Below are 14,712 nucleotides of genomic sequence, written 5' to 3'. Positions count from 1 at the left end.
TTTATGCCTATACCTCAACAATTAACGTACGGATTTGCATTGTTGCTCAAAACTATTCCGTACATTTGAACTATTAAACTTATAACAATAATGAAAAAAACACTAATCGCACTGTGTATGCTTTTTGTAGCTGCATTGAATGTGCAAGCCCAAGAAGTAAAAGCTTCACAAGAAACAGAAGCTGAAAAGCAGGCAAGAGCCATGGAACTGATGGCTATTAAGATTGACATGGAAGTAAACAAAGAACTTTTCATGCAAGTGACACAAAATACGTATGTATCAGAAGAACCAAAAGCTGTAATTATGGCGATGATTGTTCCTGAAACGTACGATAACGCTAAAGCAAAACTTGAAGGAAATATGCCGCCAGATTTCAAGGTTACAAACAAAGGAGAAAAAATGATGAACGGCGTAAACGTAATTTACATGGAAGGAACTGCGGAAGCGCAAGGTACCAAAGTAAATAGTACGATATATTGCCTAAAGCGTGATGCTGATAGCTGTATTATGTTTATGGGAATGTCGGAAGTTGGTGCTGACAAAAAATACACAGACGCGATTGCTGCAGCTGCAAATTCTGTAGTAAAGAAACAGTAAGATACGTATCGCAAAACATAAAAAATCCAGCATATTGCTGGATTTTTTGTTTGACTAAACTTTGAAATGTGTGTGTTATTCTTCTTCTGAAGAAGCTTCTTCCTTTGCGGTAAAATCTGTAATTCCTTTTGAATGCAACAAATTATACCATTGAATTACTTTTTTAATATCGCTAGGATATACACGTGCTTCGTCGTAATCTGGCAATACTTCCGAGAAGTAATTGGTCAATACGTCTTTTGATTCTTTATGGTTGACAGACGTCACTGCGCCGTTTTCTTTTTGCTTTACCTTTTCTAAAACTTCGCCTAAAGGAACTTCCTCAGTATAGGTATAAATGGCGATTTCAGACAATAAACTTACATTGTGACGCAGACTCACCGAGATTTTCTTCCCATCTGACAATGATTCTGCCACAAAACCATTGCGGGTTTGTGTTTTTAACTCATACAATCCTGGTTTTCCAGAAATAGCTAATATTTTTTCTAAACTCATAGTATATATTTTCTACGTAAGGATGGCAAATATACATATTGTCCGTATTCCATCACTTTTTTTAACGTTATTTTTAGTGAAACTAAATTGTGATAAAAAAGCATCTTTCTTATCTCGCTGTAGCGCGAATAATAATACGATTTTTCTTAAGATTTAACGAATTTTCTTGGCATCTGGAAAGCGCATTTTATAATCTACTTTGATGCGTCCGCGCGAAATATTGGTCAATCTTCCTTTTAACAAACGTCTTTTTAGGGCAGATAGTTTATCAGTAAATAAAATTCCTTCAATATGATCGTATTCGTGCTGAATGACACGTGCTGCCAAGCCATCAAACTCCTCTACGTGCTTCTGGAAGTTTTCATCGTAATATTCAATCTTGATACTTTCTGGTCGGAATACATCTTCGCGTACATCTGGAATACTCAAACAACCTTCATTAAAAACCCAAGGTTCACCATCGCGTTCTACAATTTTCGCGTTGATAAACACTTTTTTCATGTCTTCAAGTTGCTTTCGTTGTTCTTCGTCAAGTTCTTCATCTTCAGCAAATCCAGTAGCATCTACCAAAAATAACCGAATGGGAAGTCCAATCTGCGGCGCTGCCAATCCAACACCATACGCATTGTACATCGTTTCAAACATATTTTCAATCAACGTATCCAAATTTGGATACTCTGGGGTAATTTCTTCTGCTACTTTTCGTAAAACTGGATCGCCATACGCGACAATTGGTAATATCATATTGTGTACTATTTGTATAGATACGATTGCAAAATAATTGTTGCACTTATCTCATCTATTAAACCTTTATTTTGACGTTGTTTCTTTTTCAATCCGCTATCAATCATGGTTTGAAACGCCATTTTTGAAGTAAAACGCTCGTCAACTCGTTTTATTGGAATTGTAGGAATGGCTTTGGTTAACAAGCGAATAAACTCTTGAATCAACACTTCACTTTCGGAAGCTTCATTGTTCATTTGTTTGGGTTCACCTACTAAAAACAATTCCACATTTTCTTTGGCAACATAGTCTTTCAAAAAAGGAATCAAATCGTGCGTGCGAACCGTCGTTAACCCAGAAGCAATCAATTGCAACTCATCAGTAACGGCTATGCCTGTTCGTTTCTTCCCATAATCAATCGCAACAATACGCGCCATAGAAATTTTTGGCAAAAATAAGGCTTAATATTGTAATGCGTAAAAAATTAGACGAATAATTACTGTAAGTAAGGGAATATTCGATTTTTTTAGACTTGTTAGAGTGTTAGACAAATCGTATTTCGGAAAACTGAGCTAATGTTCTCATTTTTAATTGAGATGAAGAAAATTGAATAAAAAATTAAAAAGTACTCTAAAAATTATTTCTTACATTACAACTTCATTAAACACTTGACATGAAACAGCTTACAGCATTATTAATGATATTTTTTTTAGTTTCTTGCGAAAACACAAAAAAAGAAGCTACAAATCGTGACATAACAAAACAAATAACAAAAACGGTCGATACGACGCAAACTCACTTCGCGACAACAACTACCTGGAATGCTTCCACAACCATCGGAGAAGCTACGGTATTGCGAACCAAAGAAGTTGATAGCATTAAAATTTGGTCAGAAATACAAGCAGTCAATGTTTTCGGATTTAAAAAAGATGTTCCTTTAGGCGATATTGTACAAGTGATTCCACTCAGTAAAAAACTTCCGATTCTTGGGCTGAAAGTGATGAAAACAACCAAAAGAGATGATTTTGAAGATGATATTTGGTATGAAGTTGATTTGGAAGCCATCCAAAATAAAGCATATTCCACTTTTCAGGGACCAAAAGAACGAAGCGATGAATATCCAATAGACTTGTTAGTCGTACATCCTGCCGTTAAAAATTGTACACTTTTGGAAAACCATCATTTCAAAACTAGCGATTTGCCAACAAACATCACCAATGAAATTATCAAAGGCGCATTAGATTTTGATAATGATGGATTGCCTGATGCTATCGTATGTGAATTTTGCTGCGAAAACAGAACTCTAGCTGACGAATGTGAGTATTTTTGCGGAGAAACGTATATAAAAGTGAAGGGTGAATGGATACTAATTAACACTTCACAACCTGCATAATTTATAAAAAAAAGTTAGGTCTAATACTAATAAAATTGGTATTATTTCTCTTGGGGTTCACATATACAAAAAGTTTTATATGTGCAATCAAGTAATTACTGAGACAACTGACTTTTTTATTGAAAAAATGCAGGAAAAATTGCTATCAAAAACCATTCTTAAGAAATATTTTTTTTAACATAAAAAAGATAGAAAGTGTTAGATACTTAAAAATTTGCTGAGAATTTCCTTGAAGGTTTTATCTTTGTGTCTCAAAATAATTTAAAATATGACTGCATTACAAAAAACCATTGAAAACGCTTGGGACAACCGAGATTTGTTAAAAAATGACGACACACAAGCCGCAATTCGACAAGTAATTGACTTGTTAGACGCAGGAACATTGCGTGTTGCTGAACCAACTGCACAAGGTTGGCAAGTAAACGAATGGGTAAAAAAAGCAGTTGTATTGTACTTTCCTATCCAAAAAATGGAAACCTTGGAAGCGGGAATTTTTGAATTTCACGATAAAATTCCACTCAAAAAAGGTTACAAAGAAAAAGGAATTCGCGTGGTTCCACATGCCATTGCACGTCACGGAGCGTATGTTTCCAAAGGTGTGATTATGATGCCTAGTTATGTAAATATTGGCGCGTATGTAGACGAAGGCACGATGGTAGATACGTGGGCAACCGTTGGAAGTTGTGCGCAAATTGGTAAAAATGTACACTTATCTGGCGGTGTCGGAATTGGCGGTGTGTTAGAACCTTTGCAAGCTGCTCCTGTCATTATTGAAGACAATGCCTTTATTGGTTCACGATGTATTGTGGTAGAAGGTGTTCGTGTGGAAGAAGAAGCGGTGTTGGGCGCAAATGTTGTCTTAACTGCTTCAACCAAAATTATCGATGTTACGGGTGATGAACCTGTAGAACGAAAAGGCGTAGTTCCTGCGCGTTCAGTAGTCATTCCAGGAAGTTATACGAAAAAGTTTGCTGCGGGAGAATACCAAGTTCCATGTGCGTTAATCATTGGGAAACGTAAGGAAAGTACCAATAAAAAAACTTCTTTAAACGACGCCTTGCGTGAGCATGATGTAGCGGTGTAGATTTTTTCTAGACTGTTCTTAGATAGTTAGACTCTTAGATATTTAGATATTTTGAAACACTATCCTAAAATGATAAGAGTCTAAAAATTCAAAACAAAGCGTGTCAAAAGCAAAGTTTCTAGAGTCATACTTTTTGATTGAAGATTTGAAAGCTATCAACTTATTTGTTATTTGTAAAAGAATGTTCTGTGTAACAAAACGTATCTTAACATGAAAAAATGGTCTCAATAACAAACTTTGAATCCTTGAATTTTTAAATCTTTGAATTGAGCGTAGCGAAGCGTGTCTAACTTCGTTTCCGTTTCAAATATTTTTTCTTTAAATACTTCTTGCGATTGATTTTTCGCTTAAATGCCTGACTGTGCTTGAGTAAAATATCCTGGACTTCATGCAATTCTTCGTTTGCGAGTTCGGCGTAGCGTTTGCTGATGATGTGAATCATGAGTTTGGACAACCACAAACGCTTCAAGTTTTCCATGCGTTTGTCTAAATTCATCGGTTCAAAGCGCATTCGGTTTAAATCGATTAAGTAAAAATCGTATTCCTGTCCGTTCTTGACAATCAACGTATTTCCTGGCGAATGGTCTAAGAAATTGATGTTATTTTCGTGTAATTGAAAACAGAATTCGGCAAATCGTTCCAAAATAAAACGACGATTTTCAAACAACGGATCGTGAATCAACGCGCGAAAGTCAAAATCATAGTCAATATGCGCGCTTACATAATAACTTTCCTTCAAACCAAAAGTGCCATGATTTTCAATATATGCAATCGGAAATGGCGTTTTGATACCAAAAGACAATAATTTTTCAGCATACTCAAATGAACGTTTCGCTTTGGAAGGTCGCAAAAACTTATACACAAAACTATTGAACAATTTTGGCACACGAAACGACTTAACATTAATCGTTTCCTCATTCAATTCGAACGATTTAATGACATTTCGCTCACCTTTCGTAACATATTCTCCTTCCGTTTCAAAATCGTGAATACAACGCAAAATAGCCGCTTTTTGATGTTGATAGTTGGGATGAATGTGTACCGTTTGCATAGTTTCGGGATATTTTTCAAAGATATAGAAATACCGTGATTAACATAAATTTGCTGTATATTTTATTCAAAATCAGATTTTAATTTTTAAAAAATACATTCTCTGAAAAATAATGACTTACCATAAACTATAATGACCAAAACGCAATACACTAGCTAATTTTCATCGAACTAAGACTCCGTGATAACCATGTCTTAGTTCGTACACTTTTCCAGTTAGCGCACTGATTTCAAGGATTTCAACCATTCCTGATTCCTTTCCATTTCTATTTTTTTTACTCGTTAATTTATTAACAATCGTGTACAGATATTCTTTTCGCTTATCATCAAATGAAAGTGTAGGCAACTCACGACCGTATTTTGTTTGCGTTAAATGTTTAATTCCAATTTCAATAGCTTGTTGAACCGTAATAAAATCGCAATCTCTTTTCTCCCAGACAAATTTTGGAATAAAATCCAGTTCAATAGGCTCGTACAATTTTTGTTGTTTACTTATTTTAACCCAAACTCCAGAACGAACTCCTTCAACTTTTGGATAGTCAAAATGCCAAAAAACCAATATCCCAATCCAGTTTTTTCTGATTCGGTGATTTTTTTTTAGAAGTTTTGATTTTTTATATCCAAGCCTGTTTGCAGGAAGTAGATAATATGAAATGTTTTCTGTGGGTTTGAAATATGTAAACAAATCTTTTCCTACTGACTCAATCAAGTACTTTTCAGATAAGTCTAGTATGTCTTCCGTTTTTAATCGTTGCGCATGTATTTCAATCGTAAATAAAAATATGACGATGAAAATAGAATGAATTTTGTTCATTGGTTTTTTTCTCAAAATTCAGACTTATTTTATCGCATGACAAGGAAGAATGAGTGAAAAGCAGTTTTTATTTAGACAAATACCTGAAGTAAAATTTTAAGAACAGCCGAAAAAATAATATTTTGCACGCAACGCCTAGATGCAATTATTACATTCATGAAAAAAATATTAATTATACAGAACAAACGTATTGGAGATGTGCTGATTAGTTCTGTGATTGCCAATAATATTAAAAAACTATTTCCCGAAAGTCGCGTGGATTTTATGGCGTACGATTTTACGAATGGCGTTTTAGAAAATAATCCGAATATTGACAGGATTATTCCGATTAATGAAAAGGAATTGAAGAAGATTCCGAACCTCATCAAAATGATTCGCAAAGTTCGGAAAGAGCGTTACGACATTATTTTTGATCCGTATTCCAAATTGCAAAGTCGCCTAATTTGCTATTTTTCAAAAGCCAAGTATCGCATCGGAAATAAACGAAAACATAAAAAATTACCACTTCCCTTCTACTCGCATCCTATCAATTTGTTGGACGAAAAAACACAGAATTGTGGAAAAGCGATTGAAGATAGAATCAACTTGATTACAAGTGTTTTTCCGCTAGAAAACCCAGATTACGAACCTAAAATCACACTTCGCGAAGAAGAAAAAGCATATCCAAAGTTAGATGCCTATTCAAATCCTGTCATTATGCTGGGAATTTTGGGAAGTACACCGCAAAAGTCGATGCCGTATGAATATATTGCTGAGATTGTGGATTATGTAGCGTCCAACTACAAGGTGCATTTGTTGTTTAACTATGCGCCGCATCAAAAAGTGGAAGCGGATAAAATTTATGCGCTTTGTCAACACAAAGAAAGTATCATTTTAGACATTTATGAAGACAGTATTCGCGGTTTTATCCGACTGATGAATGCCTGTGATTTGATGATTGCGAACGAAGGTGGTATTGTGCATATTGCCAAAGCTTTACAAAAGCCAACGTTTACCATATTTTCACCGTATGTCAACAAAGATCATTGGGCGAGTTTTGAAGATGGAAAATTGCACGAATCCATTCATTTATTAGAAGAAAAACCAGATTTATTTGATACTTTTACATTCGAGGAACGTAAGAAAATTGAGGAAAATCCACACACATTATACAAACAGTTGACGCCAGAAATGATTATTCCGAAGTTGGAAAAGTTTTTAAAATTACACTCAAAAAAATCGCATGAATCTACTAGATAAATTTCATAATTGGCGCCGAAAACAACGCTGGAACAAGCAATACCGAAAAGGTCGCTGGGACAATTTGCGCAATCCGATTGAAGCAGAACGCTACGGAACGATTATAAAATTTATACAATCGTATGGAAAAAAACAACCAAGTATTTTGGATTTAGGCGCAGGCGAAGGTGTGTTGAACGAATATTTAGACGCTAAAATTTTCAGTTATTTTATGGGCGTCGATTTTTCTGAAGTTTCCATTCAAAAAGCAAAAGCGAGAAACTTTCCGAAATCGGAATTTGTGACGGCAGATATTCACAGTTTTACACCAAGTCAGAAATTTGACGTGATTATTTTTAACGAAGCGTTTTATTATGTGCACGAATCTGAGAAGCAAAATGTGCTGGACAGAATGTTAGCGCATTTGACCGACAACGGAATTTTAATCGTTTCTATTTACCGCGAAGGTATTGGCTGCTGGGAATATTTTGACAAACTCAAACAACTAGATTTTACCACAGTCACCACCGAAAACGAGAAAACCTATTGGAAAATTGGCGTGTATGATGTTTCTTAGGTGTTAGGTGTTAGGTTTTGGGTATTGGGTGTTTTTTAAAAAATCATCAATCGCAAATCAATAATCGACAATCGTAAATCGTAAATCAAAAATCGACAATCGTACATCAATTACTTCCTAATAATCTTAATTTCTCCGTTGGAACGCAATTGTATGATAGTAGACGGTTTTGCCGCTTTTTTGTCATCTTTCAAATTCACAATATAATCTACGCCGTTTTTGATATCATTGCTGATTTCGTCAAAGCTTTTTGGCGTTGGTTGTCCACTAATATTTGCCGAAGTAGACACAATTGGACGTTTGAATTTACGTAACAATTTTTGACAAAATTCATCATCAGGAATACGAATGGCAAGTGTATTGTCCGCAGCAACTAAGTTTTTAGCAATTCCGACAGGATTATCATAAATAATCGTCGTTGGTTTGTCTACAGCTTCTAGCAAATCGTACGCAATTTCGGGAATCTCTTCAATAAAACGTTCAAGCATACGCGTATCGCTTACCAAACAAATCAGCGCTTTGCTTTCTTCCCTATTTTTTAAATTGTAAATTTTTTGAACGGCTTCCGGATTTGTAGCATCGCAACCCAATCCCCAAACCGTATCTGTTGGGTATAAAACAGTGTTTCCCAACTGTAATTGTGCTAAGGTTTTTTCAATTTCTTCGTTCATGAATCAAATCGAATTTGCTGTTGTTGTTTTAATGATTTTGATAAATGTGCGCCTTTCCAAACCAACGAAAGCATAAACCACTTTTTTGGTTTTACGAGAAAGCTTAGACAAAAATACGCACGAATAAAGAGATATTTTAGGTATGAATAATTTTTTTTTATCACATACAAATGTGAAATCATGCCTTCTTTGCTTATCGCTTTGGAAACGCCCGTACTCACACCTTGATAGTGTAAAATTTTTGCTTCAGGTACTAAAACACTAGTGTAGCCTGCTTTTCGCAAACGGAAACAGATGTCCATTTCTTCAAAATAGAGAAAAATATTTGTGTCAAATCCGCCTACTTTTTCAAAAGCTTCACGTCTAAAAAACATAAACGCGCCGTTGACAAAATTTACGATTACAGGCTCCGTATATTCTTTTTTTCGTTTTGGAAATTGTTTTGACCAATTCTTCTCTAAAAAGCTTCTTCCTAATACTAATTTCCGAATGCCTTTATCGTGGTCAAACGAAATCACGTGCTTATTATGTTCATCGTAATTTTGTGCTGTGGTAACGCCTACTTCGGGATGCTTTTCCATATAATCAAACAAAATTGACAAACCATCGTTAAGCAACATTGCGTCATTATTCAAAAACAACACATACTTTCCATTGGTAAATTGCGCACCAAACATATTTCCGCCACCAAAACCTGTATTGATAACACTTCGATGCAAGGAAATTCCAGCTTGTTTTGGGAAGTTATTTTTCAAATGTGCAAAATCGGCTGGCTTGGAATTATTATCCACCACCACAATTTCGTACGATAGCGAAGTATTGGTGTGTTTTACAACGGAATCAATACATTCCAACGTATATTTTGCCGTATTGTAATTGATGATAACTATGGAAATATCCTTCATAAGTAGAGTAATTACACAAAACTACATAATTTTAGGTTGAATTTTATACTTTTGCGAAAACACAAATTACAATTATGGGACTTCGCTCACGATTTAAGAAATACCTTTTACATAAAAGGTTGCCGATAGAAACCTACGAACCTATCAAAAAGACGAAACCAGCAAACATCAAAGAAATGGTGACGGCTTGGGAAGGACTGGAATTGATTATTGAAGATATTTTAGAACGTTTCAACATCGGTCGCGATTCTTGTATTGAATTTGGTGTAGAATTTGGCTATTCTGCGGTCGTTTTTTCTAACTTTTTTAAAGAAGTAAAAGGAATTGATATTTTTATCGGAGACGAACATACCGACCATAAAGGCGACCATTACGAAGCTACCAAAGCGTCTTTAGCAGACTATAAAAATATTGAACTCATTAAATCCGATTACCGCGATTGGATTGCCAAAGATGACAAACAATACAACTTTTCGCATGTAGATATTGTCCATAATTACAAAGAAACCTACGAATGTGGTTTGTGGGCAGCGCAACACAGCGAATGCACTATTTTTCACGATACCGAAAGTTTCCCAGAAGTGCGCAGAGCTGTGATTGACATTGCGAAAGCGACAGGAAAACACGTGTACAATTATCCACATTGCAACGGATTGGGAATTGTTGTGTAATTACTTTTGAAATCGCCAAAAAAAATACTCGTCATCGCACCTTTTGCCTTTGGGTACACAGCGCATATTCACAAGGCTTTGCAACAGTATCCAAACGTAGAAGCGTCCATTTTATATTTGGACAAACCTGCGTTTCAGTATAAAAATGCGTTTCACAAAGCACAAAATTTTTTCTCGAAATTATTCTTAGGAAAGAACTTAAAAAAGACCTTTGTTTCTGACCGTATCAAAGCTTCGGTTCGTGAATTGGCAATGCAAGACATGGTTTTCATCATTCGCCCAGATATGTTGTCGGATGCTGTTTTGCAATTCATAAAGAATCACACAGAACAATTTATTGCCTATTATTATGATAGCACGCGTCGCTTTCCGCGAAAAGTGGATATTATTCCGATGTTTGATAAAATATACAGTTACGACCGATTGGATGCAGAGAAATACAATTTAGAATTTTTGACGAATTATATTTTTGAAGAAAGCAATCACGCGCAATTTGACTATCAATTTTTTAATATTTCTACCAACGATTACCGTTTTCCACTGCTTGAAAATCTCGCAAAATACTTGAAAAAGAACGATTGGAGTTATAACATTCAAGTTTACAACGGAAGCGAAATGCCTGCAGACTATGTAGAAATCATCACGACGCAAAAATCCATTCAAGAAGTGTCACAACTGATTCAAAAAGCTAAGATTATTGTGGAAATTCAACGCACCGAGCAAGTTGGTTTATCCTTCCGCATCTTTGAAGCCTTGGGACATCGTAAAAAACTCATCACCACCAATAAAGACATTGTGAATTATGATTTTTACCATCCGCAAAACATTCTTGTGGTTGATGAACATGCTATTGAAATTCCTGAGAATTTCGTGACTTCTCCCTACATGGAAATCGACGAGAAGATTCTTTCCAAATACAAAATAGAAAATTGGGTACAACCGATTTTTGAATTATAAAAAAGAGGCTTTTAGAAAATTTCAATCTTCTAAAAAACCTCTTTTACTCTAAAAACTAAATAATTGATTTATGATATTTTTTTCTCGCTAAACTACTGACGTGTATACGTTAGAATAGCACCACCTTGATAATCTACAGTACTTCCATCTGGCTGGAGAATTGGGTTGTTTGGAAAAAAGAAACCTTGAAAAGGAAAATTGAATGTCAATGATTGATTGTCATCAGAAAGTGTTCCTGAAAAAAGCAAGTTACCATTAAAACAGTAATTTATCGTATTGCCGTCTTGCGTATAGTTTATCAATAAACCATCGCCAATCAAACAATTGATTAGTTGCGAAAGATTTCCATTTCCGTCATCCATTACTTGAAACATTACATTATTCAAAGTCGGATCTTTTGTTCTAAAATCTGTCCCAAACACTAAGGGATCTGCCTGACAGTTATATTCATCTTCTAATTCTGTGGAATACACGCCGTCATTGTTCCCGTCTATTGGACTTTCAATAACAAAACTGGTACGTTCCCAAGTGGTTCCCATGATGTCGGGTGTGGTAGTGACATCTATCACACATTCTGGTTCCGTCTGATTGTTAGCTGCTTGTTGAGTTAAATCAGATCCTACATCATCTACACTACAGGCTAAAAAAGTTATCAAAACAACTAAACTCAATACAAATTTTTTCATAAAATACAGTTTTAAATCTATTACTTAGATGTTTAATTTTAAAAAAGGTTGCGTGTGTTTTTTTTGAATCAAGATTCAAGAGTCAAGATTTAGGACGCAGGATACAATACAAAAATATCAAATACTCTACACTAAACTTGCCGAAGTGAACACCTAAAAAAGCAATTCCCTATACACTTCCGCATATTTCTTGGCAGTTTCGTTCCAATCAAAGCTTTTGGCACGTTGAATGTACGCACTTTCGTAAGATTGTTTATTGGTTTCAAACGTATGCATTCCATTTTCAAAAACGGTTGCCATATATTCTGCATCATAGGTATCCCAAAAAAACGCATGCTCGCCACCAATTTCAGGTAAGGATGTTTTGTTGGATAAAAACACTGGTTTTCCAAATCGCATGGCTTCTATTGGTGGAATTCCAAAACCTTCTCGCAGCGACGGAAATACAAATGCCGTACAGTTTTGTAAGTAATATTGCTTTTCCAAATCGCCAATTTTTCCCGTGATGATGACACGCTTTTGCAGATTGTATTTTTGAATGGTTTCTGCCAATTTTCCATTGGCGTATTCGGTATTGTTATTTCCGGAAAGAATCAAATTATAATCGGGCAACAAGGCCAACATTTCCACTAAAGTGTGAAAATTTTTTCGCGGTGTAAATTCACCTATGCTAAACAAATACGGTTTGTCGGAAACCAATTTCGGCTGATAGTTTTCAGGAAGCGTCACTTCACGAATCGGATTTCCGTTGTAAATCACGTATTCTGGCACATTCGGAACGTCAAAATATTGATGAGTCGATTGTTTTGCAAAGTTGGAAATATAGGTAATCGCGCTGCTTCGTTCGAGTTTTTCACGAAAACGGACATTGCGCTCGTGGTTCATGTCGCTCGATTCTTCTTCGATAAAATTCACATCATGTACCGTCAACAAGTACGGAATATCGTGATAGGGTTCAATCTTTATGTTTTGATTGAGCGAATGCCACAAATCGTATTTTTCACGAATACGCAACAACGGATAGCGACGAAAAGATTGATACTTTTTATAGTCGAAATACGCTCCGAATTCGTCTTTGAGTTTGCCGATATCTTTCGCGTGAAGCGTTAGTTTAAAATCGTCAATTTGTGCTTCGTACAAACCTTTTATCAAATGATAATTGAATTGCCCAAAGCCAAAATGCAAGTTCTTAATATTATGCGATTCTAAAAAAACGTTTTTCATGTTAGTCTATTTTTCGATACATCGTCCACAATTGCAAATAGCGCTTAAACACTGAAAACGCGTGAACGTAACATAAAATAAAACCTTCTTTTCCGTCCAAAATTCCCAATCGCAAAAAGTACTGATGCACAAAGCGATACCACGGACGAAAGAAGAAATGATACGCATTCGGGCGCACATTTTTTTTGTACAACGCTTCTGCTTGCAAACGACTGTAGTGACTCAATTTTTGATTGTAATTATCAAAATTTTTATAGGTTTGATGTTTAACCGCGTGCTTGAGTTTACCAATTTTTTCAGTGGTTTCAATCGTTTCGTGGACCGGTTTTCCGTTATAGCGACCGTATTTTTTATGAAATAAGCGTACCGAAATATCCGTTTGAAATCCGCTGTATTTCATCCGTTTTCCCATAAAGTGAAAATCGCGTTTAACGTGGTAGACTTTAAATGGATTTTCTGAATTTACCGTAGCGACAATTTCATCCGCCAACGCTGTTGGAATTTCTTCGTCCAAATCAAAAAAGGTAATCCAATCGTGCGTAGCTTGGTCTATCGCAAAGTTTTTTTGGGATGAAAAATCGTCAAACGTTCGCTGAATTAAAGTGACGTTGTGTTTTTTAGCAAGTTCTACCGTGTTATCGGTGCTAAACGAATCAACAATGATAATTTCGTCCGCAAACGACAATTGTGCAATATACTTTTCAATATTGTCTTCCTCGTTATACGTAATCGCTAAAGCACTAATTTTTCTATTCATATAAAGAAGAAGCTTCTTTTTTTATGGAACTTTGATGATGAAAGCAAAAGTACTAATTTTATAAAGATTACCATGTGCAACGATGAAATCATGAAAAGAATCTTATTTTTGAAAAGCAATTTTTGAATCATTCCATCTTTTAATCTTTCAATTCCAAACAAAAATGCCCAAACTGCCCATTTTAATGTATCATGCTGTAACGACGGAAGCTTCTAAAAGTGTCGGTTTGACGATTTCGACGGAAAATTTGGAAGCGCAATTTCGGTATTTGCACGAAAACGGTTATACAAGTTTGCATTTTAGCAATTTACAACAACTCAAATCGCCTGCAGATTTCCCTAAAAAAGCCGTCATTATTACCTTTGATGATGTCTATGTAAATCAACTCGAATTGGCGTATCCGTTATTGCAACAATATGGTTTAAAAGCCTGTTTTTACATTCCGTTTCAATATGTTGGCGGCGTTGACGCATGGAATACAGGAACAGAAAATATCATGTCGGTTGCTCAATTGAAAAGCATGGATAAAGCCACAATCGAACTCGGATTGCATTCCTTTGCACACAAAAAATACGATCAACTTTCAGAAGCAGCAATTGAGGAAGATTTTGAAAAATGCAAACAGTTTATCGTCGAAAATCAGTTGAATGTCAGTAATGTTTTGGCATATCCGTATGGAAAATTTCCACGAAAAAATCCAGAACAAAAAGCATTTTTTGAAACATTGCACAAACACAAAGTCGCGTTTGGTTTGCGCATTGGAAATCGCGTGAATCGCTATCCTTTTAAAAACAAGTACGAAGTGCAACGTTTGGATATCAAAGGCGAAGATTCATTGAAAAAGTTTGCTTCCAAGTTGAAACGCGGGAAATCTTTTTTTTAGTTTAAAA

General features: G+C 35.5%; 18 protein-coding genes. 8 read left to right on the top strand and 10 right to left on the bottom strand.

Annotated features, from left to right (window positions below; translation table 11 throughout):
• Positions 1-90 precede the first annotated feature (90 nt).
• Positions 91-597: a hypothetical protein gene (locus C8N46_RS06965; RefSeq protein ID WP_245896757.1), complete on the top strand. Its 507-nt coding sequence runs from the start codon at positions 91-93 to the stop codon at positions 595-597.
• 75 nt (positions 598-672) lie between these two features.
• Here the strand turns inward: C8N46_RS06965 and C8N46_RS06960 are convergent, their stop codons facing one another.
• The 3 genes from C8N46_RS06960 to ruvX form a co-directional block, all read right to left on the bottom strand.
• On the bottom strand, positions 673-1,092 hold the full coding sequence (locus tag C8N46_RS06960; RefSeq protein WP_108114169.1) for a DUF5606 family protein: 420 nt from the start codon (positions 1,090-1,092) through the stop codon (positions 673-675).
• Positions 1,093-1,245: 153 nt separating this feature from the next.
• The gene (gene def / locus C8N46_RS06955) at positions 1,246-1,836 is read right to left on the bottom strand and encodes a peptide deformylase (RefSeq protein WP_108114168.1); all 591 of its coding nucleotides are present in this window, start codon (positions 1,834-1,836) and stop codon (positions 1,246-1,248) included.
• An 8-nt stretch (positions 1,837-1,844) separates the two neighbouring features.
• Complete coding sequence (gene ruvX, locus C8N46_RS06950) at positions 1,845-2,252, bottom strand: Holliday junction resolvase RuvX (protein WP_108114167.1); 408 nt, start codon at positions 2,250-2,252, stop codon at positions 1,845-1,847.
• 236 nt (positions 2,253-2,488) lie between these two features.
• Here ruvX and C8N46_RS06945 point away from each other — a divergent pair, with 236 nt between their 5' ends.
• Together C8N46_RS06945 and C8N46_RS06940 are read left to right on the top strand one after the other, a co-directional pair.
• Entirely contained in the window at positions 2,489-3,208 is a 720-nt protein-coding gene (locus C8N46_RS06945; protein WP_108114166.1) for a hypothetical protein, read from the top strand.
• Between the two features lie 268 nt (positions 3,209-3,476).
• Positions 3,477-4,292: a 2,3,4,5-tetrahydropyridine-2,6-dicarboxylate N-succinyltransferase gene (locus C8N46_RS06940; protein WP_108114165.1), complete on the top strand. Its 816-nt coding sequence runs from the start codon at positions 3,477-3,479 to the stop codon at positions 4,290-4,292.
• A 286-nt stretch (positions 4,293-4,578) separates the two neighbouring features.
• Here C8N46_RS06940 and C8N46_RS06935 read toward each other — a convergent pair whose 3' ends face one another.
• Entirely contained in the window at positions 4,579-5,343 is a 765-nt protein-coding gene (locus tag C8N46_RS06935; RefSeq protein WP_108114164.1) for a lipopolysaccharide kinase InaA family protein, read from the bottom strand.
• A gap of 162 nt (positions 5,344-5,505) precedes the next feature.
• Positions 5,506-6,156 (bottom strand): hypothetical protein, encoded by a 651-nt coding sequence (locus C8N46_RS06930; RefSeq protein WP_108114163.1) that lies wholly within the window; start codon positions 6,154-6,156, stop codon positions 5,506-5,508.
• A 156-nt stretch (positions 6,157-6,312) separates the two neighbouring features.
• Here C8N46_RS06930 and C8N46_RS06925 point away from each other — a divergent pair, with 156 nt between their 5' ends.
• Together C8N46_RS06925 and C8N46_RS06920 are read left to right on the top strand one after the other, a co-directional pair.
• Positions 6,313-7,395, top strand: coding sequence for a glycosyltransferase family 9 protein (locus tag C8N46_RS06925; RefSeq protein WP_108114162.1), 1,083 nt, complete (start codon positions 6,313-6,315; stop codon positions 7,393-7,395).
• On the top strand, positions 7,379-7,951 hold the full coding sequence (locus tag C8N46_RS06920; protein ID WP_108114161.1) for a class I SAM-dependent methyltransferase: 573 nt from the start codon (positions 7,379-7,381) through the stop codon (positions 7,949-7,951). The genes C8N46_RS06925 and C8N46_RS06920 overlap by 17 nt, the downstream gene beginning before the upstream one ends.
• Positions 7,952-8,061: 110 nt before the next feature.
• Here C8N46_RS06920 and C8N46_RS06915 read toward each other — a convergent pair whose 3' ends face one another.
• Together C8N46_RS06915 and C8N46_RS06910 are read right to left on the bottom strand one after the other, a co-directional pair.
• Positions 8,062-8,622, bottom strand: a complete 561-nt coding sequence (locus C8N46_RS06915) for an L-threonylcarbamoyladenylate synthase (protein WP_108114160.1) — start codon at positions 8,620-8,622, stop codon at positions 8,062-8,064.
• Positions 8,619-9,527 carry a glycosyltransferase family 2 protein gene (locus C8N46_RS06910; protein ID WP_108114159.1) on the bottom strand — a complete coding sequence of 303 codons (909 nt, stop codon included), beginning with the start codon at positions 9,525-9,527 and terminating at the stop codon, positions 8,619-8,621. Before C8N46_RS06910 ends, C8N46_RS06915 begins: the two co-directional genes overlap by 4 nt.
• A 74-nt stretch (positions 9,528-9,601) precedes the next feature.
• Between C8N46_RS06910 and C8N46_RS06905 the strand changes: the two genes are divergently transcribed.
• Both C8N46_RS06905 and C8N46_RS06900 read left to right on the top strand, forming a co-directional pair.
• Positions 9,602-10,198: a class I SAM-dependent methyltransferase gene (locus C8N46_RS06905; protein ID WP_108114158.1), complete on the top strand. Its 597-nt coding sequence runs from the start codon at positions 9,602-9,604 to the stop codon at positions 10,196-10,198.
• 6 nt (positions 10,199-10,204) lie between these two features.
• A complete protein-coding gene (locus C8N46_RS06900) occupies positions 10,205-11,155 on the top strand; it encodes a hypothetical protein (RefSeq protein WP_108114157.1) in 951 nt (316 codons plus the stop codon).
• Positions 11,156-11,247: 92 nt separating this feature from the next.
• On the opposite strand, the gene C8N46_RS06895 is transcribed toward C8N46_RS06900, so the two are convergent.
• From C8N46_RS06895 to C8N46_RS06885, 3 genes are all read right to left on the bottom strand, one after another.
• The gene (locus C8N46_RS06895; RefSeq protein WP_108114156.1) at positions 11,248-11,841 is read right to left on the bottom strand and encodes a hypothetical protein; all 594 of its coding nucleotides are present in this window, start codon (positions 11,839-11,841) and stop codon (positions 11,248-11,250) included.
• A gap of 153 nt (positions 11,842-11,994) precedes the next feature.
• Positions 11,995-13,065: a glycosyltransferase family 4 protein gene (locus C8N46_RS06890; protein WP_108114155.1), complete on the bottom strand. Its 1,071-nt coding sequence runs from the start codon at positions 13,063-13,065 to the stop codon at positions 11,995-11,997.
• Between the two features lies 1 nt (position 13,066).
• On the bottom strand, positions 13,067-13,822 hold the full coding sequence (locus C8N46_RS06885) for a glycosyltransferase family 2 protein (protein WP_108114154.1): 756 nt from the start codon (positions 13,820-13,822) through the stop codon (positions 13,067-13,069).
• 163 nt (positions 13,823-13,985) lie between these two features.
• Between C8N46_RS06885 and C8N46_RS06880 the strand changes: the two genes are divergently transcribed.
• Positions 13,986-14,705 carry a polysaccharide deacetylase family protein gene (locus C8N46_RS06880; RefSeq protein ID WP_108114153.1) on the top strand — a complete coding sequence of 240 codons (720 nt, stop codon included), beginning with the start codon at positions 13,986-13,988 and terminating at the stop codon, positions 14,703-14,705.
• The last annotated feature ends 7 nt before the right edge of the window (positions 14,706-14,712 follow it).

Source organism: Kordia periserrulae, assembly GCF_003054265.1.
In the GTDB taxonomy this organism is placed as follows: domain Bacteria; phylum Bacteroidota; class Bacteroidia; order Flavobacteriales; family Flavobacteriaceae; genus Kordia; species Kordia periserrulae.
Note: the sequence above shows the minus strand (reverse complement) of the source record. Positions and strands in the feature narration are given on the sequence as shown.

Excerpts from the sequence above, each read along its gene's own strand:
- C8N46_RS06885 (WP_108114154.1), bottom strand. The coding sequence starts at position 13,822 with ATGAATAGAAAAATTAGTGCTTTAGCGATTACGTATAACGAGGAAGAC.
- def (WP_108114168.1), bottom strand. The coding sequence starts at position 1,836 with ATGATATTACCAATTGTCGCGTATGGCGATCCAGTTTTACGAAAAGTA.
- C8N46_RS06905 (WP_108114158.1), top strand. The coding sequence starts at position 9,602 with ATGGGACTTCGCTCACGATTTAAGAAATACCTTTTACATAAAAGGTTG.
- C8N46_RS06935 (WP_108114164.1), bottom strand. The coding sequence starts at position 5,343 with ATGCAAACGGTACACATTCATCCCAACTATCAACATCAAAAAGCGGCT.
- C8N46_RS06895 (WP_108114156.1), bottom strand. The coding sequence starts at position 11,841 with ATGAAAAAATTTGTATTGAGTTTAGTTGTTTTGATAACTTTTTTAGCC.
- C8N46_RS06890 (WP_108114155.1), bottom strand. The coding sequence starts at position 13,065 with ATGAAAAACGTTTTTTTAGAATCGCATAATATTAAGAACTTGCATTTT.
- C8N46_RS06930 (WP_108114163.1), bottom strand. The coding sequence starts at position 6,156 with ATGAACAAAATTCATTCTATTTTCATCGTCATATTTTTATTTACGATT.
- C8N46_RS06920 (WP_108114161.1), top strand. The coding sequence starts at position 7,379 with ATGAATCTACTAGATAAATTTCATAATTGGCGCCGAAAACAACGCTGG.
- C8N46_RS06880 (WP_108114153.1), top strand. The coding sequence starts at position 13,986 with ATGCCCAAACTGCCCATTTTAATGTATCATGCTGTAACGACGGAAGCT.
- C8N46_RS06910 (WP_108114159.1), bottom strand. The coding sequence starts at position 9,527 with ATGAAGGATATTTCCATAGTTATCATCAATTACAATACGGCAAAATAT.
- C8N46_RS06915 (WP_108114160.1), bottom strand. The coding sequence starts at position 8,622 with ATGAACGAAGAAATTGAAAAAACCTTAGCACAATTACAGTTGGGAAAC.
- ruvX (WP_108114167.1), bottom strand. The coding sequence starts at position 2,252 with ATGGCGCGTATTGTTGCGATTGATTATGGGAAGAAACGAACAGGCATA.
- C8N46_RS06945 (WP_108114166.1), top strand. The coding sequence starts at position 2,489 with ATGAAACAGCTTACAGCATTATTAATGATATTTTTTTTAGTTTCTTGC.
- C8N46_RS06940 (WP_108114165.1), top strand. The coding sequence starts at position 3,477 with ATGACTGCATTACAAAAAACCATTGAAAACGCTTGGGACAACCGAGAT.
- C8N46_RS06965 (WP_245896757.1), top strand. The coding sequence starts at position 91 with ATGAAAAAAACACTAATCGCACTGTGTATGCTTTTTGTAGCTGCATTG.
- C8N46_RS06960 (WP_108114169.1), bottom strand. The coding sequence starts at position 1,092 with ATGAGTTTAGAAAAAATATTAGCTATTTCTGGAAAACCAGGATTGTAT.
- C8N46_RS06925 (WP_108114162.1), top strand. The coding sequence starts at position 6,313 with ATGAAAAAAATATTAATTATACAGAACAAACGTATTGGAGATGTGCTG.